The 24953-nt window shown below is 38.2% G+C and carries 21 protein-coding genes; 14 read left to right on the top strand and 7 right to left on the bottom strand.

Annotated elements, in window-relative coordinates:
- Positions 1 to 10: 10 nt before the first annotated feature.
- On the bottom strand, positions 11 to 766 hold the full coding sequence (locus V1L66_RS20575) for a glucose 1-dehydrogenase (protein WP_333006205.1): 756 nt from the start codon (positions 764 to 766) through the stop codon (positions 11 to 13).
- 191 nt (positions 767 to 957) lie between these two features.
- Here V1L66_RS20575 and V1L66_RS20570 point away from each other — a divergent pair, with 191 nt between their 5' ends.
- Both V1L66_RS20570 and V1L66_RS20565 read left to right on the top strand, forming a co-directional pair.
- The gene (locus V1L66_RS20570) at positions 958 to 2085 is read left to right on the top strand and encodes a LuxR C-terminal-related transcriptional regulator (RefSeq protein WP_333006204.1); all 1128 of its coding nucleotides are present in this window, start codon (positions 958 to 960) and stop codon (positions 2083 to 2085) included.
- A gap of 302 nt (positions 2086 to 2387) precedes the next feature.
- Positions 2388 to 2936: an RNA polymerase sigma factor gene (locus V1L66_RS20565; protein WP_036078118.1), complete on the top strand. Its 549-nt coding sequence runs from the start codon at positions 2388 to 2390 to the stop codon at positions 2934 to 2936.
- A 108-nt stretch (positions 2937 to 3044) separates the two neighbouring features.
- Here V1L66_RS20565 and V1L66_RS20560 read toward each other — a convergent pair whose 3' ends face one another.
- The 5 genes from V1L66_RS20560 to V1L66_RS20540 form a co-directional block, all read right to left on the bottom strand.
- Positions 3045 to 3491: a MarR family winged helix-turn-helix transcriptional regulator gene (locus V1L66_RS20560; RefSeq protein ID WP_016992346.1), complete on the bottom strand. Its 447-nt coding sequence runs from the start codon at positions 3489 to 3491 to the stop codon at positions 3045 to 3047.
- Positions 3492 to 3514: 23 nt separating this feature from the next.
- Positions 3515 to 3919 (bottom strand): transcriptional regulator Spx, encoded by a 405-nt coding sequence (spx, locus tag V1L66_RS20555; protein WP_004225558.1) that lies wholly within the window; start codon positions 3917 to 3919, stop codon positions 3515 to 3517.
- Positions 3920 to 4353: 434 nt separating this feature from the next.
- Entirely contained in the window at positions 4354 to 5925 is a 1572-nt protein-coding gene (locus tag V1L66_RS20550; protein WP_016992347.1) for an ABC-F family ATP-binding cassette domain-containing protein, read from the bottom strand.
- Positions 5926 to 5959: 34 nt separating this feature from the next.
- Positions 5960 to 6145: an SE1832 family protein gene (locus V1L66_RS20545; RefSeq protein WP_016992348.1), complete on the bottom strand. Its 186-nt coding sequence runs from the start codon at positions 6143 to 6145 to the stop codon at positions 5960 to 5962.
- A gap of 192 nt (positions 6146 to 6337) precedes the next feature.
- The gene (locus tag V1L66_RS20540) at positions 6338 to 7384 is read right to left on the bottom strand and encodes a PseG/SpsG family protein (RefSeq protein WP_066037048.1); all 1047 of its coding nucleotides are present in this window, start codon (positions 7382 to 7384) and stop codon (positions 6338 to 6340) included.
- Positions 7385 to 7786: 402 nt separating this feature from the next.
- Here V1L66_RS20540 and V1L66_RS20535 point away from each other — a divergent pair, with 402 nt between their 5' ends.
- The 5 genes from V1L66_RS20535 (at position 7787) to V1L66_RS20515 (ending at position 15177) form a co-directional block, all read left to right on the top strand.
- On the top strand, positions 7787 to 8617 hold the full coding sequence (locus V1L66_RS20535; protein ID WP_258859150.1) for an oxidoreductase: 831 nt from the start codon (positions 7787 to 7789) through the stop codon (positions 8615 to 8617).
- A gap of 128 nt (positions 8618 to 8745) precedes the next feature.
- The gene (locus tag V1L66_RS20530) at positions 8746 to 9300 is read left to right on the top strand and encodes an NADPH-dependent FMN reductase (protein ID WP_026023374.1); all 555 of its coding nucleotides are present in this window, start codon (positions 8746 to 8748) and stop codon (positions 9298 to 9300) included.
- Positions 9301 to 9412: 112 nt separating this feature from the next.
- The gene (locus V1L66_RS20525; protein ID WP_036078123.1) at positions 9413 to 13195 is read left to right on the top strand and encodes an ATP-binding protein; all 3783 of its coding nucleotides are present in this window, start codon (positions 9413 to 9415) and stop codon (positions 13193 to 13195) included.
- A gap of 1 nt (position 13196) precedes the next feature.
- Positions 13197 to 13949 carry a hypothetical protein gene (locus tag V1L66_RS20520; RefSeq protein WP_333006203.1) on the top strand — a complete coding sequence of 251 codons (753 nt, stop codon included), beginning with the start codon at positions 13197 to 13199 and terminating at the stop codon, positions 13947 to 13949.
- A 157-nt stretch (positions 13950 to 14106) separates the two neighbouring features.
- Positions 14107 to 15177 carry a glycosyltransferase family 2 protein gene (locus tag V1L66_RS20515; protein WP_333006202.1) on the top strand — a complete coding sequence of 357 codons (1071 nt, stop codon included), beginning with the start codon at positions 14107 to 14109 and terminating at the stop codon, positions 15175 to 15177.
- A gap of 235 nt (positions 15178 to 15412) precedes the next feature.
- On the opposite strand, the gene V1L66_RS20510 is transcribed toward V1L66_RS20515, so the two are convergent.
- The gene (locus V1L66_RS20510) at positions 15413 to 17602 is read right to left on the bottom strand and encodes a DNA topoisomerase III (RefSeq protein ID WP_333006201.1); all 2190 of its coding nucleotides are present in this window, start codon (positions 17600 to 17602) and stop codon (positions 15413 to 15415) included.
- Between the two features lie 374 nt (positions 17603 to 17976).
- Between V1L66_RS20510 and V1L66_RS20505 the strand changes: the two genes are divergently transcribed.
- From V1L66_RS20505 to V1L66_RS20475, 7 genes are all read left to right on the top strand, one after another.
- Positions 17977 to 18594 (top strand): TetR/AcrR family transcriptional regulator, encoded by a 618-nt coding sequence (locus tag V1L66_RS20505; protein WP_036078131.1) that lies wholly within the window; start codon positions 17977 to 17979, stop codon positions 18592 to 18594.
- Between the two features lie 120 nt (positions 18595 to 18714).
- Positions 18715 to 19857, top strand: a complete 1143-nt coding sequence (locus tag V1L66_RS20500) for an acyl-CoA dehydrogenase (protein ID WP_036078132.1) — start codon at positions 18715 to 18717, stop codon at positions 19855 to 19857.
- A 43-nt stretch (positions 19858 to 19900) separates the two neighbouring features.
- On the top strand, positions 19901 to 21535 hold the full coding sequence (locus tag V1L66_RS20495) for an AMP-binding protein (protein WP_312124013.1): 1635 nt from the start codon (positions 19901 to 19903) through the stop codon (positions 21533 to 21535).
- A 15-nt stretch (positions 21536 to 21550) separates the two neighbouring features.
- Complete coding sequence (locus V1L66_RS20490) at positions 21551 to 22909, top strand: acetyl/propionyl/methylcrotonyl-CoA carboxylase subunit alpha (protein ID WP_016992213.1); 1359 nt, start codon at positions 21551 to 21553, stop codon at positions 22907 to 22909.
- A gap of 68 nt (positions 22910 to 22977) precedes the next feature.
- A complete protein-coding gene (locus V1L66_RS20485) occupies positions 22978 to 23190 on the top strand; it encodes an acetyl-CoA carboxylase biotin carboxyl carrier protein subunit (protein WP_016992214.1) in 213 nt (70 codons plus the stop codon).
- Between the two features lie 14 nt (positions 23191 to 23204).
- On the top strand, positions 23205 to 24122 hold the full coding sequence (locus tag V1L66_RS20480; protein WP_312124015.1) for a hydroxymethylglutaryl-CoA lyase: 918 nt from the start codon (positions 23205 to 23207) through the stop codon (positions 24120 to 24122).
- A complete protein-coding gene (locus tag V1L66_RS20475; protein ID WP_016992216.1) occupies positions 24119 to 24901 on the top strand; it encodes an enoyl-CoA hydratase in 783 nt (260 codons plus the stop codon). The genes V1L66_RS20480 and V1L66_RS20475 overlap by 4 nt, the downstream gene beginning before the upstream one ends.
- The last annotated feature ends 52 nt before the right edge of the window (positions 24902 to 24953 follow it).

The raw sequence follows: 24953 nt of genomic DNA, 5'->3' as shown, positions 1-24953 counted from the left end.
ACCTTTAATGTTATTTTGCTGTTGCTCCGCCATCAATGACGAATTCTGCACCTGTTGAGAAGGAAGACTCATCAGAAGCTAAAAACAATACAGTTTGCGCTACTTCCTTAACTGAGCCCAAACGTCCTAATGGGAATAAATTTTTGCCTAATTCATCTTTTGAGCTTCCTGTTGTTGCTGATGCATAGTCTGCCATACCTGTATCGATGTAGCCAGGATGAATGGAGTTGACACGTACGCCATATGGAGCATATTCCATAGCAGCATCTTTGGTCATAATGCGAACAGCTCCTTTGCTAGCCCCATATAAGACGTGACCAGCAGCACCTGTTAAGCCTGCAATAGAGGAGGCATTAATAACAGATCCATGATGTTGCTTAGCCATAAGTGGCATAATATGTTTCATACCTAGGAACACACCTGTCACATTAATGGACATTAAGCGGTTCCAGTCAGAAAGCTCGATTTCTGCAAGTGGTTTTATGATATAAATACCTGCATTATTGAAAAGAATATCGACTTTGTTAAATGTTTTTATTGATTCATCTGCAACCTTTTTCCAGTCTTCTTCATTACTAACATCGTGACGGATAAATAATGCCTCACCGCCAATAGCTTGAATATCACGGACTGCCTCGTTACCAGATTGCTCATTTATATCAGTAATAACTACTTTTGCTCCTTCTTTAGCAAATAATAGTGCAGTTTCTTTCCCGATTCCTGTACCTCCACCTGTAATAATGGCCACTTTATTTTCTAATCTCATTTCAAGCACGCACCTTTCATTATTTCTGGTTATATGGTTACCTTAGGATTCAAAAGTATTCGCATTATTTAGCGATACTTTCATCTTACTCCTTTCAATTTGAAATACTATCCTATAAGATGCTGTATAATATAGTGAGTGAATATCCTCTATTTATAGGGGTATTTTAGTGTGAAGGAGAAGAATTTCCTATGACGCATCCATTTCAGTCAATTGAAGAAGTTACACTTCAAGAGTTTGTGTTGTTTATAAAAATTCATCATAAGCAAATTGAAGAGAATACAAATATCTACCTTAATCTAGAACCTTCTATAACTGGGGCAGATCGAAAAAGAGCAGCAATACTATTAGATTCATTTTTGCGTATAATGACACATGCAAATATTGATGAATTAAATAATGATGATAAGTATTTTTTTAACATATGGCTTCAATCACACTTGTCTATTATTGATAGGAAGAGCTTTAATTTATTCCAATTAATTTTCGAGAAATCATTGATTACTTTTATGATTCAACAGAAGAGCAGCCGAACGAACGCCGTCTTAATGTATGTATTATCGTTATTTACGTTACTTGTAGAGCTTTACTATGACTGTGAGGGAGCCAACCAAACTAGTAACATAGCTACCGAAAACCAGAAAATTAGGCACCTACAATTAGATAGGCTTGATAAATTGCTCATTAGTTCCTCAGGCTATCAGGATTTAGCCCATATTTTAAAAAAGTGTGAAGAGTATTTTAGTTATAAAAGATGCGTATTTTACGCATATGTCCCATGGTCAAATCAGTTTTATGGAGTTATTGGCGCAGAGCTCCCTAAGGTGCAAAGCATGAAAGGGGAGTTGACTGGGGAAAATACGATACTTAGTTCAAAAAAACCCATTTATTTAAGAAACCCTAAAAATTACGTGAAAGAAGAGCATATCCAATTATTTAATTTATCCTCGATTATTTTTATTCCCATTTTGAGACAAGACCAATTATTTGGTTGGCTAACATTTGATCAGCTAGGTGAGGAATTTGATTGTACAAAGGAAGAATTATTACTCCTTGAGGAAGTAGGGAAGCGATTAGGTTTATTTTTATCACGTAAGGGGGAGAAGGTAGAAAAGAATACCGAGCTTCACTTAACTGAAAGGGAGTCGATGATACTCGGCCTGCTTGCCGAAGGATATGATAATAAAAAAATTGCGGGTTTATTATTTTTAAGTGAGCATACGGTCAGGGATTATGTAAGTAGTCTTATGACAAAGCTCAAAGCAAAGAATCGAACACAGGTCGTTGCCTCTGCCTTTCGTCTAGGACTGTTAAGCTAACAAACCAATGCACTTCAATTAGGAGTGCATGTTTTATTTCCCCAACACCAATAAATGGCTGATAAAAATTCTGACAATAAATATTATTGAAAATATAGTTTAAATAATAGGTAACTATTGTCATAAATGGACTTTTTGGAGTGAAAGCAATATAGTAGTAAAACAATTTTTACGAATATTACAAGTGAAAGCGATTAAGCTTACACGATTGTAATGAAATTGAAAGCCAATGCGATAGAGTGTAATACATTATTTTGCGAGAATGTGTATAGAAGCAAGAACAAGAAGCGGAGGCATACACAATGAATGAAAAATTAGAAGGCGTATACGAGGAATACAATCGATATATATATCACTTATGTTTAAAACTAACTCGCAATAATATAGAAGCTGAAGATTTAATGCAAGAAGTTTGGGTAAAAGTTGTACGCTATGAAGATAGCGTGGCCGAAGTAGAGCACATTAAAGCTTGGTTGACGACTATTACAATGAACACATTCAGAGATCGCTATCGTAAAAAAGTACGACGTAGCAAATATATGATGAACCAACCTGAAACATTAGACGTACCGATTCTAGATTTGGTTCCCAATAACGATATTTCTACAGAAGAAAAAATTGAAAAGGATATTGTTACAAAACTAGTGCAGGATAAAATGGAGCAATTAGATGCCATTTATAGAAAGACTTTATGGTATTTCTACATAGACCAATATTCACTTGCAGAAATCTCTACAATTATGAAAGTTTCCATTGGTACTGTGAAATCTCGTTTATTCCGTGCAAAGGCTCGATTAAAAGAAATGCTCATGTCAGATACAGCTATTGTGGAATCTGTGCTACCAGCGTAATGAAAGCAGATTGGTCGCACAACACAGTACTTAGACGGAAGTATTTGGTCGACTAATCTAAAAAAGATGCATTCGCAACTATTTGCGAATGCATCTTTTTATTGTGCTTTATTCTGGCCGATTTGTCTCCACGTCCAGTAAACATTTAGAAAAAATAGTTCGTAAGGTTTGCAGTTCTTCTGCTGTTAGCATACCAAACATATTATTAATGATTTCACTCACTTGTTGACGAGATTCTTTTAATATGTTTTCACCGTCAGCAGTAATGATTAGCTGAGAAGCACGGCGGTCTGTGGCATGCTGCGTTTTTTCAATAAAGCCACCGTTTATCAGCTTGGTTGTTAAAACAGTGACACCGCCAGTAGTTACTTTTAACCGCTCAGCAATAGCAGAAGGGCGTTTTGGGCCCTCCTGCGATAAGTAGTCTAAAATTAAAATGTGGGATTTTGAAAAGCCGAGTACATTATGATTATTCCACTCGTTTGCCCACTTACGCTCAATAGATGAAACGACTTCAAACAACGAGGTAATGGCTTTTTGTTTTTCTTGGTCCATAGAAGGTCATCTCCAAAACTGTTTTAACTTTCCTGTGCCAATCTTGTCATCGCATTTAATTCGTAAGCACGTACTTTACGTGGGATAAAACGACGGATGTCCATCTCATTGTAACCAACTTGAATACGTTTTTCATCTATTATAATAGGGCTACGCAACATTCTTGGGTGTGCCTGAATGATAGCAAATAGCTCTTGAATAGAAAGTTGGTCGATGTCGATATTTAAGTTTTTAAAATCGTTTGAGTTTGTTGCAATGATTTCATCTGTACCATCTTCAGTCATGCTTAGAATTTCTTTGAATTCTGCCAATGTAAGTGGGTGAGAAGTAATACGTTTTTCTTTATATTCTATGTTGTGATCTTTTAACCATTTAAGTGCTTTTCTGGATGAAGAACAGCTCGCTTGTGAGTAAATTGTAACTGTCATTCTTCATTCCTCGCTTTCTTTTTTAGATTATATTTTACAAATAGCTTATTAGTAAGTTAATAGTTTATATATATATCTTACTAGTAAGCTATATATAAATCAATAGTTAATTGAAAAAATTTCTCAATCGAATTATTGTTTTTTCAGTTATATTAAAATATACGAAGATAAGCGTAAAAAGTTTCGTTTATTCAGCTTACAATGATGTAAGTTTATGTTAACCATTTAGAATATGACTTTTTAAGCTATAAAATTGGTGATGAGTTAATAGGGACTACTAGGATTCTGAGTTTACCTTGTAGGAGAGAGTTAGTTGGAGTAAAATTGTTAGTCCACTGATTATAGTATGTTTAAATGAGGCTAATTATACATCGGAGTTAAAAAAAATAAAAGAGCAGCTCCATAAAATGTTGGAGCTGCCCTTGAAATAATTATTAGTCTTGGCTTTGTTGTCCAGAAGTAAACCAATCTTGTACATTCCAAACTTTTGTTACGAGACCTTCATAGAAATCAGGTTCGTGGCTTACTAGCACAATAGTACCTTTAAATTCCTTCATGGCACGTTTTAATTCATTTTTTGCATCTACATCTAAATGGTTTGTCGGTTCGTCGAAGAGTAGCCAGTTAGCTTCCTCCATCATTAATTTACATAAACGAACTTTAGCTTGCTCGCCACCAGATAATGAATTAAGCGGACGTGTAATATGGTCGGTTTTTAGACCAGCTCTTGCTAAAGCTGCACGTACTTGGGCTTGTTCCATAGAAGGGAAGGCATTCCAAACATCATCTATCGGTGTGATTTTCTCTGCTTTTACTTCCTGTTCAAAGTAAGAAGGATACAGGTAGTCACCACGGACTACTTTCCCGCCAAGCGCATTAATTTTACCTAACATTGTTTTTAATAATGTGGATTTACCCACACCGTTCATACCGACTAAAGCAATTTTTTCCCCTCGTTCAATAGCAAAAGATAGTGGGGGAAGTAATGGCTTGTCTTTATCGTAACCAATAACTAAGTTCTCGGCCTCTACAACATAGCGGCTAGATGAACGGGCTTCTTTAAAACCGAATTCTGGTTTTACAGCTGTTTCTGGGCGATCTATTCGCTCTAAACGATCAAGTTGCTTAGCACGCGATTTTGCACGACCAGTAGTGGAGTAACGTGCCTTGTTTTTGGCTATAAAATCTTCTTGCTTTTTGATGAATTCCTGTTGCTTTTCATAGGCTTCAATATGCTGACGTTTATTAATTTCAGCAAGTTCAAGGAATTTTTCGTATGTTGCAGTATAACGAGTTAACTTTGAAAATTCCAGTTGGAAGATGACATCCACTGTTTCGTTCATAAACTCTGTATCATGTGAGATTAGAAGGAAGGCATATGGATAGTTCTTTAAATAAATTTTCAACCAAGTAATATGTTCTTCGTCAAGATAGTTCGTAGGCTCATCTAGTAAAAGTACTTTTGGTTTTTCTAATAAAAGCTTAGCAAGTAGTACCTTTGTGCGTTGTCCACCAGAAAGAGCAGCTACATCACGCTCTAAGCCAATGGCATCAAGTCCAAGTCCACGTGCCACCTCTTCAATTTTCATATCTAATGAATAAAAATCTCCTGCATCTAATGCATCTTGCACTTCTGCCATTTGTTCTAAAAGTACTTCTAATTCTTCAGGCGTTGCCTCTGCCATCTTGCCAGTAATTTCATTCAGTTCTTCTTCTTTTTTATATAATGGTAAAAAGGCATCGCGTAATACTTCACGCATGGTTCTACCAGCCGATAGGACGGTATGTTGGTCTAGATAACCATAGTGTGTGCCAGGCAGCCACTCAACTTTTCCTGTATCGTGGATCGTTTGACCTGTAATGATGCCCATTAAAGTAGACTTACCGACACCATTCGCTCCTACAAGTCCAATATGATCACCTTCCACTAAACGAAACGATACATCTTTAAAGAGTGTACGATCACCGAAAGAGTGACCTAAATTTTCTACTGTTAATATTGCCATATCTGTTCCTCCAACTATCTTTCTTGTTTACATTTTATAGTTCTGCAAGTTGCTTGTTAAGTTCGGCTAATTGTGCTTCCATATTCGCAAGACGTTGCTCTGCCTTAGCTACCTGATCATTGTGCCCAGTGGACTCCAACTTTTCTATATCACCTTGTAAATTGATATAGTCCATTTTTAACTCTCTAATTTGGTATTCAATATCACTTTTTGTTGGCATGATGACTACTCCTTTTGAGAATGTTTTTATAGTGAATGCGTGTAAAAGCGATGGAGGTTTTGCTAATCCCCCACCGCTTATTCTTTAAAATCAATCGGGTACTTGTTGAATATACTGATGTCCCAACTTCTATAAGAGGAGTTGGAGTGAAAAATTCTTATATATTGTATCATAATCATCTTGGAAGTAGCACTAAGTAGAAGCGATATTATGACGATCATAAGCAAAATCTAAGAGTAATGCTTGGAGTGTCTCATTATTACCAGCAAGATTAAGCTGTCGCTGTTTTCTCACTGCTCGTTCACTGCGGGCTTCGTGTAAAAGAAATTCCATGACAGCATTTTGTATTTGTGATTGCTTCATTTTACGACCAAGTCCTAGATGGATAAAGCCGTTGTGCTCGCGAGGGAAAGCATGTAAAAGCTCAGCTTCAGTTTGCGCAAGTGTAATGCATGGTACACCATAAGAGGCAATTTTATAAGGTGTATAGTTAGCATTACAAATAATGACATCTGCTTTAGGTAGTAGTTTGAGGAGTGCATTTTTATCTCGAAGAATGGCAGTATTACGACGACTAAGTACCATCATTTGCAAGTCATCCGTTGCATGGCGATAGCTGTCGTCAATCATAACTGTAATTTGTAGTGGTATTTGTAGTTGAGTTAGGTGTCGAAGTGTTCGATATGTTAAATTATGCTCGTCCCCATCCTCAAAAGCGACAACGATATGAGGCGGATTTTCAGGTGTTTTACTATCAGGTATATTATCGAAATGTTGATAGGCATCTGGAAGAGCAAAAACAAAGCTTCCACCAATATAATGCGATGGTAAATAATCTTTTACTTCTTGATAGAGTGCTAGTAGTACACAATCACAGGCTTGGCCACCTTCACCAAAATCGTCAAAATGAATAATTGTTTTGCAGAAAGGTCGTAATTCCTCTACTTGCCAGCCTTCAGAATTTCGCCCATCTCTAACAATTAAATCAGGTTGAAGTCCTTTGATTTGCTTAGGTAATTCGTTAAAGTGATCAAATAGAATAGGCGTAACTCCTTCATTCATTAAAATTTGGATTCCGTCATTTGAAGGAGTCTTTACAAAGATAAAAACCTTCTCATTCGAAAGTAGTTTAGCTAATGTTGAAACCCGCTCAAAAGGATACAGCCCTTTATCAATACAGCTTTCAATAATGAAAACAATCGTTTTTTTTGGTTCAATTGCGTGTGTTTCGTTTTGCAAATGTATCCCATCCTTTCCTCTGTCTCTTTAAATTATGGCGAAGAAAGAGCAAGTATGTGTAAAATTTAGGATTTGATCATGAATGTCTCTAGAGGAATCCTCTAAAATAGCTATCTTTAATCTGTTTTAATCATTAAAGAAATGGCCGATATAGATAGTAAGGCCAATGGTAGGAATGATACATAACAACTGGAAGGTCTTTATCTTGATTTAGAAAAATCCCTCTGCACAAAGAGAGACGATAGCATGTTTTTGTTTAATTCCAATGTGTCAGGATACAGCCTACGTAGGGTATCGCGGATTTGGAAGACGAGCTTGTGGTGTGAATTTGGAAAAATCTGGATGCTGTTAGCGTGAGGCGTCATTGATACACTATCAATATGTAGAAGGATGGGAGAAAAAATGAGTATGCGTGCAGCGATTGTTGTAGGGGCGACTGGTTTAACCGGCTCCGCTCTAGTTGAACAATTATGTGAAAATGATGAGTATATTTCAGTAACAGTTATTGCACGAAGAGGGCTAACTTTTACGCATCCGAAGTTAGAAGTGAAAATTCGTGATTTTGATAGAATAGAAGAAAACGATATAGGATTTGCTCACGAGTTGTATTGTTGCTTAGGTACAACCATTAAAAAGGCAGGCTCTCGTGAAATGTTTGAAAAGGTAGATTTTGAATACCCATTAGCAATTGCCTCTTTAGCAAAAAAACGGGGAATCCCTCATTTTCTTGTGATTACGGCAATGGGAGCTAATGAGAATTCTCCATTTTACTATAATCGAGTTAAAGGCAAACTTGAGCATGATTTACAGGAACTAGGCTTACAAAGACTTTCCATTATTCGTCCCTCACTCTTAGTAGGGAACCGAGGAGAATTTCGATTAGGAGAAAAGGCAGGAGAAAAATTATTAAAGCTTGCACAGCCTTTATTAATTGGACCTTTAAAGCGTTCTAGAGCAATCGAAGCTACACAAGTGGCAAAGGCTATGATTATCATTGCCCTATATGGTAAACAGCAGCCAGTCACTATTTATCCATCAGATGAGTTAGCAACATTAGAGTATCCAGAAGTATCAGAAGAGGACATTTCAAGAGAGATATTATTTAATTGGGATAAGCTGAATGAAGGCGAGAAAGTAAATCGTGAGGTTGTTATTAATCGAGATAAATATAAGCTTGAGGAAACGGTCATTGATAAGGAAGTCCATTTCCGACATCATGATCAGGATAATTAATTTAGGGAATAATTTTAGCGTTCCGTCTAAAGGCTGAATTTATATCTAAAGCCATGACAATCCTTTCCGAGCCACTTTTCATTTGTTACAATATTATTGTAGAAGATGAATGTGGAGGCATAGTAATGATGAAAATTTTACTCGTAGATGGCACGATGTTTGGTCGTAAAACTGGTGCTATTTTAGAGCAAGTGGAGCAATATATTAAAGAATTAGATGCTAGTTTCGAGTTAGAAATGATGCATTTTAGTCAATATAAGCATCAAATTGTGGATGGTTCTCCATTAAATGATGATATGAAAAAAATGATTCAACAATTTGAGGAGGCAGACGCTTACATTATTGCAACGCCTATTTTCCAAGCGTCTATTCCAGGTGTTTTGAAAAATGCCTTTGACTTCTTACACCCTAAAACAATGCGCTATAAGCCTGTATCCATTGTTGCAAATGGAGGCACATACCAGCATCATCTTGTAGTCGAAAATCAATTAAAGCCTATTTTAGACTACTTCCGAGCGCTTGTTACGCCAAATTATGTGTATACACATACATCACATTTTGATGCAAACAATAATATTGTAGATGCAGACGTTCATAGCCGTTTACGTGAATTAGCACGGGTATTTGTTCAGTACTGTGAAATGAGCAAGAATTTGCCGAAGGAAACAATTGATCAACATTAAGATAGCCCTTGTACGGTGGTAAGAAATCACTGTGCAGGGGATTTTTCTTTGTAAGTATTGTTTTAGGATGTGATAAAATAAAACTTTAGTGACACAGGAAGGAGGGCTGCTCATGCAGGACATCGCTTTACTAGAAAAACAACGCTGTAATCTTATTTTGACCAATAAGGCGAAGGAAGCGGTAGAGGAATGCTCAGCAAACGAGCATGCCTTTTTTGCGTTACAAAGATCCTTTACTGTCTATATTGAAAAACGAAAAGCAAAAACAGTTGGTGAAACCTTTTTATCCATCTATTTTAATGCGGAGGACAACGAAAAATTATCCGATCTTCTTGCTGAGAAAACGGTCATTATGGATTGTGTGCTAAAGGTGGAAGGTTTGCTGGCAACCAATATACGATTTGTCCATATGCGTGGACCTATTAACACAAACCGTCGCCTAGCAGCCGCATTACAATTTGTGACGAAGCCTAATAATGGAGCAGGTATTCCACTTGAGCTGCACAGCAAAATAAGACAGCTACCGATTGCAGAAGAACGTACAGAGTATGTAAAAAAACGTATAGCCAGCTGGGAAGGCTATCTAAAGATACAAGAACAAGACGCGACAATTGATGATATTCATACAGAATTTAAGCAAAGCTATTTCAATGAAGACTTTACACGCTTAACCATTGTATGCCCCTACATAAAGAGTAAAGAGTGGAAAAAGCTAGAGGGTTTAAGTGTTAGCATTCAAGGAGTTCGTGGCGAAATTGGGCAGATTTTAAAGGCGAATGCAGGAAAGCAAACGGTTGAAATTGATTTAAAACCTTTCGTACAGGATTTAGCTCGCAGAGATCAGCTGAATCTTCGTACAAAACAAGCGAGCTTCAGTAATTTTGCAACATTAAGCCAAATTCGACGACTACGTAATGGTTTTACAAAGCTAGAAAAGGGTGAGGCAGTAAACCCTAATTTAGAAACAATACTGTTTGAGCGGCGTCCTACAGTTCGCGCATCCAAGCTACGCGAAGATATTGAGTTTCATAATAATTTAAATGAATATCAACGACGAGCCGTTTTAGGTGCATTATCCGTTGAGGATTTGTATGTCATTCAGGGTCCACCTGGTACGGGGAAAACAACTGTCATTTCAGAGATTTGTCAGCAAAATGTTAAAGCAGGCTTAAAAACACTTGTTGCCTCACAGTCTAATTTAGCTGTAGATAATGCATTAGGACGCTTACTGTCCAATCAAGAAATTCGAATTTTACGCTATGGTAGAACGGAGAGTATTGAGGAAGAGGGTAAAAAATTTATAGAGGAAAATGTTGCACTGCAGTGGCGTGAGCAGACACTTGCTGCGATTGAAGAAGCAATTACAATATTTCCAGAACGTCAGCAAGAGCTAGAAGCAAATCTTGTAAAAGCAAAGGATGAGCAAGAGAAATTAGAGCAATGGCTAGAGCAATTAACACAGGAAATTGCTGCAAAAGAGCAAGCAGCTATTGAAGAACCCATTCTACAGCAGGAGATTCAAGCATTAAAAAAAGAATTGAAGGCTGCTAAAACAGAGCAACAAACATGTGAAGCTCAAAAAGAGCATTATGTAAAACAGCTCGCACAAATTGAGCCAATTGTACAGCAGCTTGAACAGACACTTGCTGATTACCCTTCAGTTGAGCAATTACAAAGTACGATTCAGGAAACTACTGAAAAAGTAAAACATCTAGAGGCTGCTGCTCAATATAAAGAACTACAAGAGCAAAAGCACCAGTTAACACAGCAATTTGAAGAGATACAGCAGAAATATGAAATCGAAAGCAATCGTCTCGTTATCATGAAGGAAGCGCAAAAATATATATATACCTTAACCTCATTTGAGCTTATCCAGCGTTTTTTACAACATTATCAAATTCGTCCTTCTCATGTACTTTCGCAGCAAATTGGTCGCTTGCAGCATTTAGAAGATGCTAAGGACTTAGAGGCATGGTCAACAATTAATGCTCGTTTACAAAAAGCAATTGTGAAGCTAGAGGCTTTGGTTACGCATGAAGTCAAGGAGCGTGCCCTTGCTAAAAGTAGACTACAACCAGTACAACCGTTTTCTTTGCAAAACCTTACTGGTGTATTCGCACAGTTAAACACGGCTTTTCAAGATGGTCAAGCACCAGCAACTGATGTTATTGAAAGTTATTTGCTCGGGCTATATATGCGTCGTGATTTTGTTTGGCAAAAGGGAATAGCACTAAAGCAACAGCAAGACCATAAAGATCAGGAATACGAAACTTTTCGTAAAAATCTAGTAACTTTAATTCATCAGGAGTGTGCAATAACTAGTTTTGATGTGCAAAGTTACCAGCGGCAGCTCCAACCCTTTATACAACATACTGAACGGTTACAACAACTGGCAAACGCCTTTCAGATTACTGAAGAACCAGAAGAATCTGTAGAATATTTAAAAATTCTTGCCTCACAAGCTAGAGAGTCTCTTCAACAAGCAAAGCAGCAGCTTGAGGCAGTGGAACAGGCTAAAGTACAACTTGTTCCTAAACAAGCCTCTTTACAGACTATCCAAACAAACTTGCAGGAAGTAGAGCAGCAGCTAACGCAGATGGAAGAACAGATAAAAGACATTAATATAGCTGGATTGAAGAAAGAAAAGCAATTAGCTTCCTATACAAAGCTTTTACAATCTACGCCAGAACGAACGGCAGAAGAGGTGAAGGAAGCTATACAAACTGCAAACCAAGCAATTAAAGCATTACAACGTCAGGAAAAACAGCTACCACTTCGTAAAAAACTACAAGAACAATGGCGTGAAAAACTACAAAACGCAACAGAGTATGATTTAGATGAAATTCGAAAATTATATGTGCGTCATGCTAACGTTATTGGAACAACATGCGTAGCCTCTGCTAGTAAGGAGTTTATGGAAAACTATCCAACCTTTGATGTGGTTATTATTGATGAAGTTTCAAAGGCAACACCCCCAGAATTACTCTTACCAATGCTGAAGGGGAAGAAAGTTATATTAGTAGGTGATCATCATCAGCTACCACCATTGCTTGGGGATGATACACTAGAGGAAACATTAAAGGCAATGCTTGAAGAAAATCCAAACTTTGAGGGTGCACAGGAATTAAAAAATCTGTTGCGTGAATCTCTATTTGAGCGCTTATTTAATAATTTGCCACCAACACATAAGCAAATGCTAGCACTGCAATACCGCATGCATGAGAAGATTATGCAAAGTATCACACCATTTTATGCCAAAGAGGAAAATGGCTTGCAATGTGGCTTACCAGATTCGGATGCAGCAAGAGATCATGGCTTAGAGGGGCAATTTATAAAACGTGATGACCATTTACTATGGATTGATATTCCAACAGAAAAACCTTATTTAGAGGAGCAAGTAAAAGGTGGAACGAGTCGTTATAATGAAGGTGAATTACTAACAATTAGACGTATTTTGCTGGATCTCAATGAAGCGGTGAAGGCGGCAAAAGAAGCAGGGCGTATGCCACAGGATGCTCAAAAAAGCGTTGGTGTCATCAGTTTCTACGGTGAGCAGGTAAAGAAAATTAATCGCCTTCTTCAGCAGGAATTACAGCTACCACACCTGCAATTTAGAACAGGGACTGTTGATAAATTTCAAGGAATGGAAATGGATGTCGTTTTAGTGAGTATGGTTCGTAATACACCTAAAGGCGGGGATATCGGTTTTGCCAGAGATTATCGTCGTTTAAATGTCGCGCTATCTCGTGCTCGTGAGTTACTACTGCTTGTTGGAAGTGCAGAAATGTTTGCAAAACGTGCAAAACATCAAGATACAAGAGAGATGTATGCAAATTTATTAAAGACAGTAAAATCCTACGATGGCTTGCGTAATCATGAAGGATTGGTGATATAGATTGTCAAAATTACAGCAACGGCTTATGCGTGAGCTTCAGCAGAATCGTAATATTAAGATTGTCAAAACGGCTGAATGGTGTATTCCCATTCGGACAGTTGATGTGACCTATAAGCCAGTTCGCCGTTCAACAATGGATGTCTTAATGACAATGCTTCTGCTTAGTATTCAAGAGGCCGATTTTGGAAACACACAGGAATTGAGTGAGCTATTGCTTGTAGACCCATTATTTATCGAGGACTTGATTTCTTTAATGATTCGAGTAAATCTTGTGAGGAATGAAGATGATTTCTATAGACTAACTGAGAAAGGGCAGCAACAGCTAGAACGAGGTATTTTTGAAGAAGAACTAGAAGAAGAAACCTCCACGCTTTACTTTAGTCCTTGCCATCAATCATTTCTCACAGTCGATACGAATAATGATGAATATGATGAATTGCCAGAGCTCTATCGTTATATTGACAAAGAAGCAGAGCAACAGGAACAGTTTGAGGAGTCCATGGTGATCGCAGCTTTACAGGAAGTGGATGAAGAGGAGGAAGGGAACTCTCAGAAAGTCATCGCAAATATTGTTCAAACAGAAGCTCGACAAATTAATGATAGCCCGTGTTTAGAGTTTGTTCTTTATGATAAGGAGCAGGATATAGTATTTGTACGAGTGTGGAATACATTACTCAATCAATGGGATCATCATTTAGAACAACAGCTTACAGACAAAGAACAATTATCATGGCGCGAGCAATATTTATCTTGATTCAGCAGGATATCAAATGCTAGAAAAAAACGAACGTGAGACGCGTTCGTTTTTTTTGATTTACATGATTAATTTACAAAGTTAGGTGATAATCGGAAAATGTTTTCGATAAAATACTACATTAGCATATAGTAAAACCTTATTAAGGAGGGGACAGATGTTATCAATTAGTTTATGTATGATTGTGAGAAATGCACAATGTACGATTGAAAGATGCTTAGATTCGGTTCAGCACCTAGTGGATGAGATCAACATCATTGATACAGGCTCAACTGATCGAACAAAGGAGATTGTCCAAAATTTTACCTCTCGAATTTACGATTTTTCCTGGTGTGATCATTTTGCTAAAGCACGAAATTTTTCCTTTCAGCAAGCAACAAAAGACTATATTTTATGGCTCGATGCTGATGATGTTATGACAAAGGAAAATCAGTACAAGTTCAGCCAACTAAAGCAATCCTTATTTCCCTCTATTGATGCTGTAACAATGGATTATTATTTGACGCTTGACTGTGACGGAGAAGTGGAGTGTAGTGAACGAAAATATCGTCTAGTAAAAAGGGCGAATCATTTTCAATGGGAAGGTGCTGTCCATGAGAATTTAAGGGTGTCTGGGCAGCTCTACCATAGTGATATCGCTGTTACACATTTACCGTTAACAAAAGATATCCATCGTAATATACGTATTTATGAGGGATTAATAAAGGATGGACATTCTCTTTCAGCAATTGAGACATTTCATTATGGGAATGAATTAAAATTACATCAACGTTACCTAGAAGCTATTAATCAATACAATCTATTTTTGGATAGTAACTTAGGCACAACAGATGATTGCATTGAAGCTTGCTTACATGTAGGGGAATGCTATCGACGTTTACATGATGATCAACAAGCACAGCAAGCTATTTTGCAATCTTTCTTATATGATCGACCAAAGCCAGAAGCATGTTGCCGAATGGGCCAATTTTTTATGGAGCAACTAAAACATAAAGAGGCTATTTACTGGTACTCTCAAGCCTTGCAACAAGCTCCTGCCGATACAATGACTATCCAAAAGCGTGCTTATTCAACATGGATTCCTCATTTACAATTAAGCCTTTTATACAGGGAGTTACGGTTATTTGAAAATGCCTATCAGCATAATCTAGAGGCACAAAAATGGAAACCGAATCATCAGGAAATAATCAATAATGGGAAATATTTACTTAGTCAATTAAAGATATAAATCTTTCTTATGGAAAAGGTACATCAATAAACAAGACATAAATAGCTTGGCCAATTAACACAGAGACACCTACAACAACCGTCATAAAAATTACATTACGTGGCCTAAAATTTTTTGCTTCCATTAAAAACCTCCCTCGATATAGAATATTCAGTCAATTCAAGATATGTTTAGATGGGGTGAGTATGCATAATAAAAGAGCAAATTCACATATAGAGTGAATTTGCCCTTTTAATTAATCGAACTTTAATCCCTTCAATGCTTCAGCAAGTGCATTGTTCACAGGCTCCTCGTTGTTTTGCTGCTTTAAGTACTTTTGTACGGAGCGCTTGTCGACCTTGCCTCCGCCTTCTTTTTTACGTCTTGCTTCAAAGGCGGATAATTTTTCACGATAGCCACATTTACAAACGAAAATTTGACCATCACCTTCTCCGCGAAGCTCTAATTTTTTATGACATTGTGGACAACGTGCATTTGTGGTACGTGAGACATTTTTCCGATGACCACATTCGCGATCTTGGCAGACAAGCATTTTTCCTTTCTTGCCATTCACTTCAAGCATTGGTTTACCGCAATCAGGACATGATTTGGTAGAGATATTATCATGCTTATACTTTTTGTCACTACCCTTAATCTCTGTAACAATTTCCTTTGTGTAATTTTTCATCTCGCTAATAAATACATCTTTTTTTAGCTTGCCCTTTGCAATAAGTTCAAGCTTTTGCTCCCAATCTGCTGTCAGGGCAGGGGATTTTAATTCCTCTGGCACTAGGTCGAGTAGTTGACGACCTTTAGAGGTAATATAAATATCTTTGCCACCACGCTTTTCTATTAAGAAGGAATTGAAAAGCTTTTCAATAATATCTGCACGTGTAGCGACTGTGCCAAGACCGCCTGTAGATTTTAATGTATCGGCTAATTTTTTATCATTCGTTGCCATATATTTTGTTGGGTTTTCCATGGCTGATAAAAGAGTAGCTTCATTAAATCGAGCAGGTGGCTTTGTTTGACCAGAAGTTTGGGCAATAAGCTTTACTTTTAATATATCGCCCTTATCAATGCGTGGTAGTATTTGTTCCTTTACGTCATCTGTTGTGTCCTCATCATCAAAGCGATGCTCATAAACTTCCTTCCAGCCAGATGATAAAATCGTTTTTCCACGAGCAATAAAGCTTTCATCGCCAATTTTTGCACGCAGTGTTAGTTGTTCATATTCAAAAGCAGGCAGTAGAACAGCTAGGAAACGCCTTACAACAAGATCATAAATTTTACGTTCCTTATCTGTGAAAGCTGAATAATTTACATAGCCCTCTGTTGGAATAATCGCATGATGATCTGATACTTTACTATCGTCGACAAATGCCTTTGTTGGCTTGATAGGTTTTGTAAGTAATTTATTGGCGATGGAGCGATATTCACCAATACCACAGGCCTTTAAGCGTTCAGGTAATGTGGCAACAATATCCTGTGAAATAAAGCGAGAATCCGTACGTGGATAAGTTAACACTTTATGTTGTTCATAGAGTTTTTGCATGATATTTAAAGTTTCTTTCGCTGAATAGCCGAAGATTTTATTGGCATCACGCTGCAACTCTGTTAAATCATAAAGTCCAGGTGCAAATGATTTTTTTGGTTTCTTTTCAATGTCCACAACGATGGCATTGCTATTTCCAATTTTTTTGACCAGCGTATCGATTTTATCTTTATCGAAGCTACGACTATTTCCATTTTGGTCTTGCCATGTGAGCTTCAAGTTGTCAGTTGTTTGCGCTTCAATACCATAATAAGTTTGTGCCTTAAAGTTTTTAATTTCATCTTCACGTGTAGCAATTATCGCTACCGTTGGCGTTTGTACACGTCCACAATTCAACTGTGCGTTAAAGCGGGTAGTCAAAGCACGAGTAGCATTAAGCCCGATATACCAATCAGCCTCTGAGCGAGCTACAGCAGAGGCATATAAATTATCATATGCTTTGCCTGGCTTTAAATTGGCAAAGCCATCTTTAATTGCCTTATCTGTTACAGATGAAATCCATAAGCGCTTAAGCGGCTTTTTAATCTTTACTTTATCGAGTATCCAGCGTGCCACTAATTCACCTTCACGCCCAGCATCTGTGGCAATAATGACTTCACTGACATCATTACGTGTAAGCTGACTTTTGACCGCATTAAATTGCTTTCCAGTTTGCTTTATAACAGTTAATTTTAACCGATCAGGTAACATAGGTAGATCTTCTAGATTCCATGTTTTATATTTCACATCATAGCTTTCAGGGTCTGCCAGTGTTACAAGATGTCCAAGCGCCCAAGTAACAATGTATTTGTCTCCCTCAAGGAAACCATTTCCCTTTTTATTACACTTCAGTACACGTGCGATATCACGTGCTACAGAAGGTTTTTCAGCGATTACTACGCTCTTTGCCATTGTTAACACCCTTTCATAGTTCCATGGTTTTAAATATAGCATAGGTTGAGTGGGTTCGCAGTTTAACTGCAATGTAAAATGCATTTAATAGGCAAAGAAAAGAAAGGGAAGAAAATTTGTCATGAAGAGCAAAGAAACTTCATATGGTGTATATGTGATTTTAGCTTTTTAATTTCTGTTCTATGTAAAATTTTTGCTCGTAATTTTGCGAAAAATCTATTTTGTTGCTAGACACCAAATTTTGAGAATGCTATATTTATGTTGTCATAGTATTTTTATAATTAGGAAAAAATAGAATACTCTAAGGGTTTAATGGTTTTTCCTGATTATAAGGAGTGATGAAGTATAGAGCTAGATGAAGGATGATAGGGCCTATGGTAAAGAAAACGTTAAAACAAAGAATTGTAGACGCTTCAGTTGAATTGTTTCAACAAGATGGTTATCACAATGTAACCGTGGATCGTATTGTGGAATATATTGGGGCATCAAAGGGTGGATTTTATCATAATTTTAAATCAAAAGATGAACTGTTGTATGAAATTCATGATGTCTTTATTTCATATGTCATTCAACAATCGCAAGCTGCATATGACAAATTCGATACACCCATCACACGTTTGTGTGCCATGCTGCAAACACTGACACAAGTATTTGATATGTATCAAGCACATATTACGATTTTTTATGAAGAAAGTCGTTCACTCTCAGATGAATATAGTGACATCATCCATAAAAAGCGAGATCACTATCGTGATATTTTACAAAGAGTGATAGCAGAGGGTCAGGAAGCAAAGGTTTTTCGTACCGAATTACCTTGTACAATTGTAACAATGGCAATTGTCGGGATGATTAACTGGACGTACAAATGGTTTAAGCAATCAGGACCATTAACGATGGAGCAAATCACAGATGTTTTTACCGATATGGTATTACGGGCAATTGTGACAGAACAAGCCATGGGAGAAGCGAAGCAATTTATAATAAAGGGGTAGCCAGTAGGAAACACTGGTTTTATTATTTGTTTTTACAAACCGACTAGTCGGTATTTCACTGTAAGCAATTGTTCTTGAGCTACATCTACTATGGCAAATTCAACAATAGGGGGATTAGGGATGAATTTTGAATTAACAAAAGAGCAAGAAATGATTCGAGACATGGTGCGTGATTTTGCTGAGAAGGAGATTAAACCGTATGCTCGTGAGGTTGATGAGACATCAACAATGAGAATAGAGAGCTTTAAGAAGATGGCAGAACTAGGCTTATTGGGTATCCCGTTTCCTGAAGAATATGGTGGATCAGGTGGGGATACAGTGTCCTACGCTTTAGCTGTAGAGGAAATTGGTCGAGCATGTGGGGGCACAGGGTTAAGCTATGCAGCTGCTGTTAGCTTAGGAGCCTCACCAATTTACAACTTCGGTACAGAAGAACAAAAGCAAGAGTGGCTAGTTCCATTAGCTAAGGGTGAGACATTAGGATCATTCGGTTTAACAGAGCCAAATGCAGGTTCAGATGCTGGTGGCACACGTACTACAGCTGTTATTGATGGTGATGACTACATCATTAACGGAGAGAAATGCTGGATTACCAATGCAGGATATGCTCGACAAATTATTGTAACTGCGGTAACGGGTAAACGTGAAGATGGTAAAAAAATTATTTCTTCTATTATTGTGCCAACAAACACACCAGGTGTAACAATCAACTGTAACTATGACAAAATGGGTGTACGTGGCTCCAATACATGTGAGATTGTGTTAGAAAATGTTCGTGTCCCAAGAACAAATCTATTAGGGGATGAAAAACGTGGCTTTAGCCAGTTTTTAAATACACTTGATGGTGGTCGAATTTCCATCGCTGCTCTTTCTGTTGGAATTGCCCAGGCTGCTTATGAAAAGGCACTAAAATTCGCGAAGGAACGTGAGCAATTTGGTGCACCTATTTCGAAGCTACAGGCGATCCAATTTAAATTAGCTGATATGGCGATGGAAATAGAGCTTGCTCGTACGCTAGTACATAAAGCAGCATGGTTAAAAGATCAAAAGAAGCCATTTGGCAAAGAAGCTGCAATGGCTAAACTATTTGCTTCTGAAATGGGCTTCCGTACATGTAATCAGGCAATCCAAATTCATGGTGGTTCTGGATATATGAAAGAATACGATGTAGAGCGTCATTTACGTGACATTAAATTAATGGAAATCGGTGAAGGAACATCTGAAATTCAACGTCTCGTTATTTCTCGTCTAATTGGCTGTTAATCATCATCAGTTAAGTTAAATAGCATAAATAAGGGGGATCTTCATGGCAGAACTTGTGTATCAAACAATTGGTCAATTGCTAGATGAACAATCAAAAAAGTACCCGCAGAATGAAGCATTGGTCTATGCTGACAGAAATTTACGCATGACTTATGAGCAGCTAAACCGTCAAGCACGTTACGTAGCGAGAGGTTTAATGGCTCTTGGAATTGAAAAGGGAGACCATATCGCAGTATGGACGACGAATGTTCCTGAGTGGGTACAGCTTCAATTTGGTACAGGGAAGATGGGTGCTCCAATTGTAACGGTAAATACGAATTACCGTGCGAGTGAGTTGGAGTATTTATTGAAGCAATCTGATGCTAAAACGATTTTTCTAATTGAAAATTATCGAGACCATTCTTTTATCAATACACTGCAAGAGTTATGTCCAGAGCTTGAACATTGTGAACCAGGTAATTTGCAATCAAAGCGACTACCTTTATTAAAAAATGTTATTTTAATCGGTGAAAATAAATACCCTGGTGTACTTAATTGGTCAGACGTTTTAACTGCTGCCGAGCAAGTAACCGAGGAACAGTTAGATCAGAGAGAGCAATCTCTCCATTATGATGATGTCATTAATATTCAATATACATCTGGTACGACAGGCTTTCCTAAGGGAGTAATGCTAACGCATTTTAACTTAGTCAACAATGCTGTTAACATAGCAGAATGTATGCGTTTAACGGCAGAGGATCGTCTATGTATCCCAGTTCCATTCTTCCATTGCTTTGGTTGTGTCATAGGAACATTAGCTATTACAACGAGTGGTGGAACGATGGTACCTGTGCAGGAATTCTCACCTGAAGAGGTACTAAAAACCGTTCAACAAGAGAAATGTACTGCATTACATGGCGTGCCAACAATGTTCATTAGTGAACTGAATTTATCGAATTTTGCATCTTTCGATCTTTCAACTTTACGTACAGGAGTCATGGCAGGATCAAACTGTCCAATTGAAGTTATGAAAGCGGTCATTGAGAAGATGGGCATGAAAGATATAACAATATGCTACGGTCAAACAGAATCATCACCTGTTATTACGCAGACAAGAACGGATGACCCGTTAGTGTTAAAGGTGGAGACGGTTGGCCGCGCATTACCTAACCTAGAAGTAAAGATTGTTGTTCCTGGAACTACCGAAGAAGCTCCGACGAATGAACAGGGAGAGCTGTGTACAAGGGGCTATCATGTGATGAAGGGCTACTATAAAAACCAAGAGGAAACAGATCTGGCGATTGACGAGGATGGTTGGTTGCATACAGGTGATTTAGCAACAATGGATGAAGCCGGTTATGTCCGTGTAACAGGTCGCTTGAAGGATATGATTATCCGTGGGGGTGAAAACCTATACCCTCGTGAAATTGAGGAGTTCCTTTATACACATCCGAAAATTTCAGATGTTCAGGTTGCAGGTGTTCCTGACCCTGTTTATGGGGAGGAAGCGGCGGCTTGGATTGTTTTAAAAGAAGGAGAGCAGGCAACAGCGGAAGAAATCCGAGATTATTGTCGGGATAAAATTTCAAGACATAAAATTCCACGACATATTTTCTTTATTGATAACTATCCAATGACTGCATCTGGAAAAGTTCAAAAATATAAATTACGAGAAGATTTCGTTATGACCGTAAAGTAAGGAGGGGCAGTGGATATGTTCAACAAGGTATTAATTGCAAATCGTGGGGAAATTGCTAGACGTGTGATCAGAACATGCAAGCGCCTAAATATTCATACGGTTGCTATCTATTCAGAGGCAGATGCTGAAAGCTTACATGTGAAAGATGCAGATGAGGCTTTCTGTGTAGGGAAGCCACCTGTTGCACAAAGCTATTTAAACATCGACCGCATTCTAGAAATTGCACTAGAAAGTGGCGCAGAGGCTGTTCATCCTGGCTATGGTTTACTATCAGAGAATGCAAATTTTGCAAAACGGTGTACAGAGGCAGGTTTAGTGTTTATCGGTCCAAGTGCTGATGTGATCGCTTCAATGGGCAGTAAATTAGAGGCTCGTAAGACAATGAAAGCTGCTGGTGTACCGATTGTAGAGGGTGTAGAAGCGCCTGTGAAGGATGTAGAAGAAGCCACTGACATAGCGGAGCGTTTAGGCTATCCGATTATGTTAAAGGCATCGGCAGGCGGTGGCGGTATCGGTATGCAGCTAGTTGAAAATGCTGAGGAACTAGCCAAAGCTTTTGAGGGCAATCAAAAGCGTGCACAATCATTCTTTGGTGATGGCACGATGTATATGGAGCGCTTCATTGCTAACCCTCACCATGTTGAAGTGCAAATTATTGCTGATCATCAAGGCAATGTCGTTCCATTATTTGAACGAGAATGCTCTATTCAACGAAGAAATCAAAAAGTAGTAGAAGAAGCACCATCACCGTTTATCTCACAAGAGACAAGAGAAAAAATGCTAGAAGCGTCAGTTAAGGCGGCGAAGCATATTGGTTATGTCAATGCTGGAACAATCGAATACTTGGTTGATGAAAATCAAAACTTTTATTTCTTAGAAATGAATACAAGACTACAGGTAGAGCATCCCGTAACAGAGGAAATTACGAAGCTTGATTTGGTTGAAGAGCAATTGAAAATTGCGGCAAAACAACCTCTTGCATTTACAAGAGAAAGTCTTACTAAAGAAGGGCATGCGATTGAAGTGCGCATATATGCTGAAAATCCTTCGACATTTTTCCCGTCTCCAGGTACCATTACGACCCTTGAATTACCGACAGGTGAAGGCGTTCGACATGAATGTGGTGTTGAATCAGGTTCAGTGGTAACACCATTCTATGATCCAATGATTAGTAAATTGGTGGTGTGGGGGGAAACAAGAGAAATTGCCTGTGAAAGATTAGCACAAGCGCTAAAGGCGTACAAAGTGGAGGGGATTCAAACGAATATCCCAATGCTGTTAAAAACCGTCACACATGAGCAATTTTTAAAAGGCTATACGACGACAAAATTTGTTGAGCAATATTATTTACCGCAATTAGCAGAAACAAAATAACAATTTTCATGTATTCGTGCTTCCATAGAGGGACGAATACATGATTAAAAAATTAGGAGTGAATGAATATGGCAACAGTAAAAGCAAGCATGGCAGGAACAGTATGGAAAATCGTCGTAACAGAGGGGGAGAAAGTGGCAGCAGGTCAAGATGTAGCCATTTTAGAATCGATGAAAATGGAAATTCCAATTGCAGCAGAAGAGGATGGCGTAGTGACAAAAATCATTGCCAATGAGGGCGACTTCATTAACGTTGATGATGATATTTTAGAAATTGAGTAAGAGGAGGCTTGTTTATGCAGCTACCTAAGCAAGTCATAATCAAAGAAGTTGGTCCACGTGATGGCTTACAAAATGAAAAAACGCATATTACAACAGCTGATAAAGTGCAATTAGTTAATTTATTAAGTCAAACAGGATTAAATTATATTGAAGTGACATCGTTTGTGCATCCTAAATGGATTCCTCAATTAGCAGATGCAGTCGAGGTTCTGCAAGCCATTAAAAGACATAAGGATATTACCTATGCGGCACTTGTACCCAATATGCGTGGCTTAGAACGTGCATTGCAGGCTGAAGTAGATGAAGTAAGTATTTTTATGTCTGCTAGTGAAAGTCATAACCAAAGTAATATTAATAAAACCATAGCAGATACATTTCCCATATTAGAAGAAGTTGTAGTAGGAGCTAAGGCTGCAAAGAAACATGTTCGAGGCTATATCTCAACGGTTATTGGTTGTCCCTATGAGGGGTATATACACCCTGACAAGGTATTACGAGTAACGGAAAAGTTATTGGAGATGGGTGTGACTGAAATATCGCTTGGCGACACAATTGGTGTGGGTGTACCGACACAGGTTGAGTTTCTTTTAGAAGAAGTACTAAAAAGGTATCCTGCTGAGAAATTTGCCATGCACTTTCATGATACACGTGGTACAGCACTAGCCAATATTATGAAATCCATAGAAATGGGTATTACCAAGTTTGATAGCGCGCTTGGTGGGCTAGGGGGCTGCCCATATGCAAAAGGTGCCTCAGGCAATGTAGCCACAGAAGATTTATTGTATTTATTCGATGAGATGGGCATTGAAACAGGGGTAGATCGACAAAAGGTGCTAGAGGCAGCACTCTTTATTGAAGAGAAGTTAGGCAAAGCTGTTGCATCAAAGCAAATGGCTATTGTCCGCAATGAAAGGAGTGCAAATCAACTATGACACAACTCGTTCGTTTTGAATTACTAGAAGGTAGTATTGGACTTATTACTCTTTCAAGACCAGAAGCTGCTAACGCTATGTCGGTTCAATTACTTCATGAGCTATCTGACACGCTTGATCAAATCAATGGAGATCCAGCAGTGCGCGTAGTCCTTCTAACAGGTGCAGGCGAAAAGGCATTTTGTGCAGGTGCTGATTTAAAGGAACGTAAAGGCATGTCTGATCGACAAGTGAAGCAGATTGTGCAGCTGATTGGTGCCACTGTGGCAAAAGTTGAAACGCTTGCACAGCCTGTCATTGCTGTCCTAAATGGCGTAGCCTTTGGCGGAGGCTTGGAGTTGGCACTAGCTTGTGATTTACGAATTGCGGCTACACATGTAAAGCTGGGCTTAACCGAAACATCGCTCGGTATTATTCCAGGAGCTGGGGGAACACAACGACTTCCACGTCTAATTGGTCTTGGTAAAGCAAAGGAATTAATTTATACAGCGCGTAGGCTGAATGCCGAAGAAGCTAAAAATTATGGCATTATCGAGTATGTTTATGAAGGACATGAGGTATTAAATAAAGCACAACAGCTTGCACTGGAAATGGCAAAAAATGCACCACTCTCTTTAGTGCAAGCCAAAGTTGCGATCAATCAAGGTGTTGAGGTAGATTTAGCTACCGGATTAAAAATTGAATCACTTGCATATAGTGCACTGATCCCAACAGAAGACCGATTAGAGGGCTTACTTGCCTTCCAAGAGAAGCGAGCGCCACAATATTCAGGGAAATAAAACGCCAAGAAATCATTTTGGTGTAATCGATTGGGCAAAGGGAGGAAATTAA

Origin of the sequence: Lysinibacillus sp. IITD104 (genome assembly GCF_036698265.2) — a bacterium.
Classification (GTDB): domain Bacteria; phylum Bacillota; class Bacilli; order Bacillales_A; family Planococcaceae; genus Lysinibacillus; species Lysinibacillus boronitolerans.
This window is presented reverse-complemented; position numbering and strand designations above follow the sequence as displayed.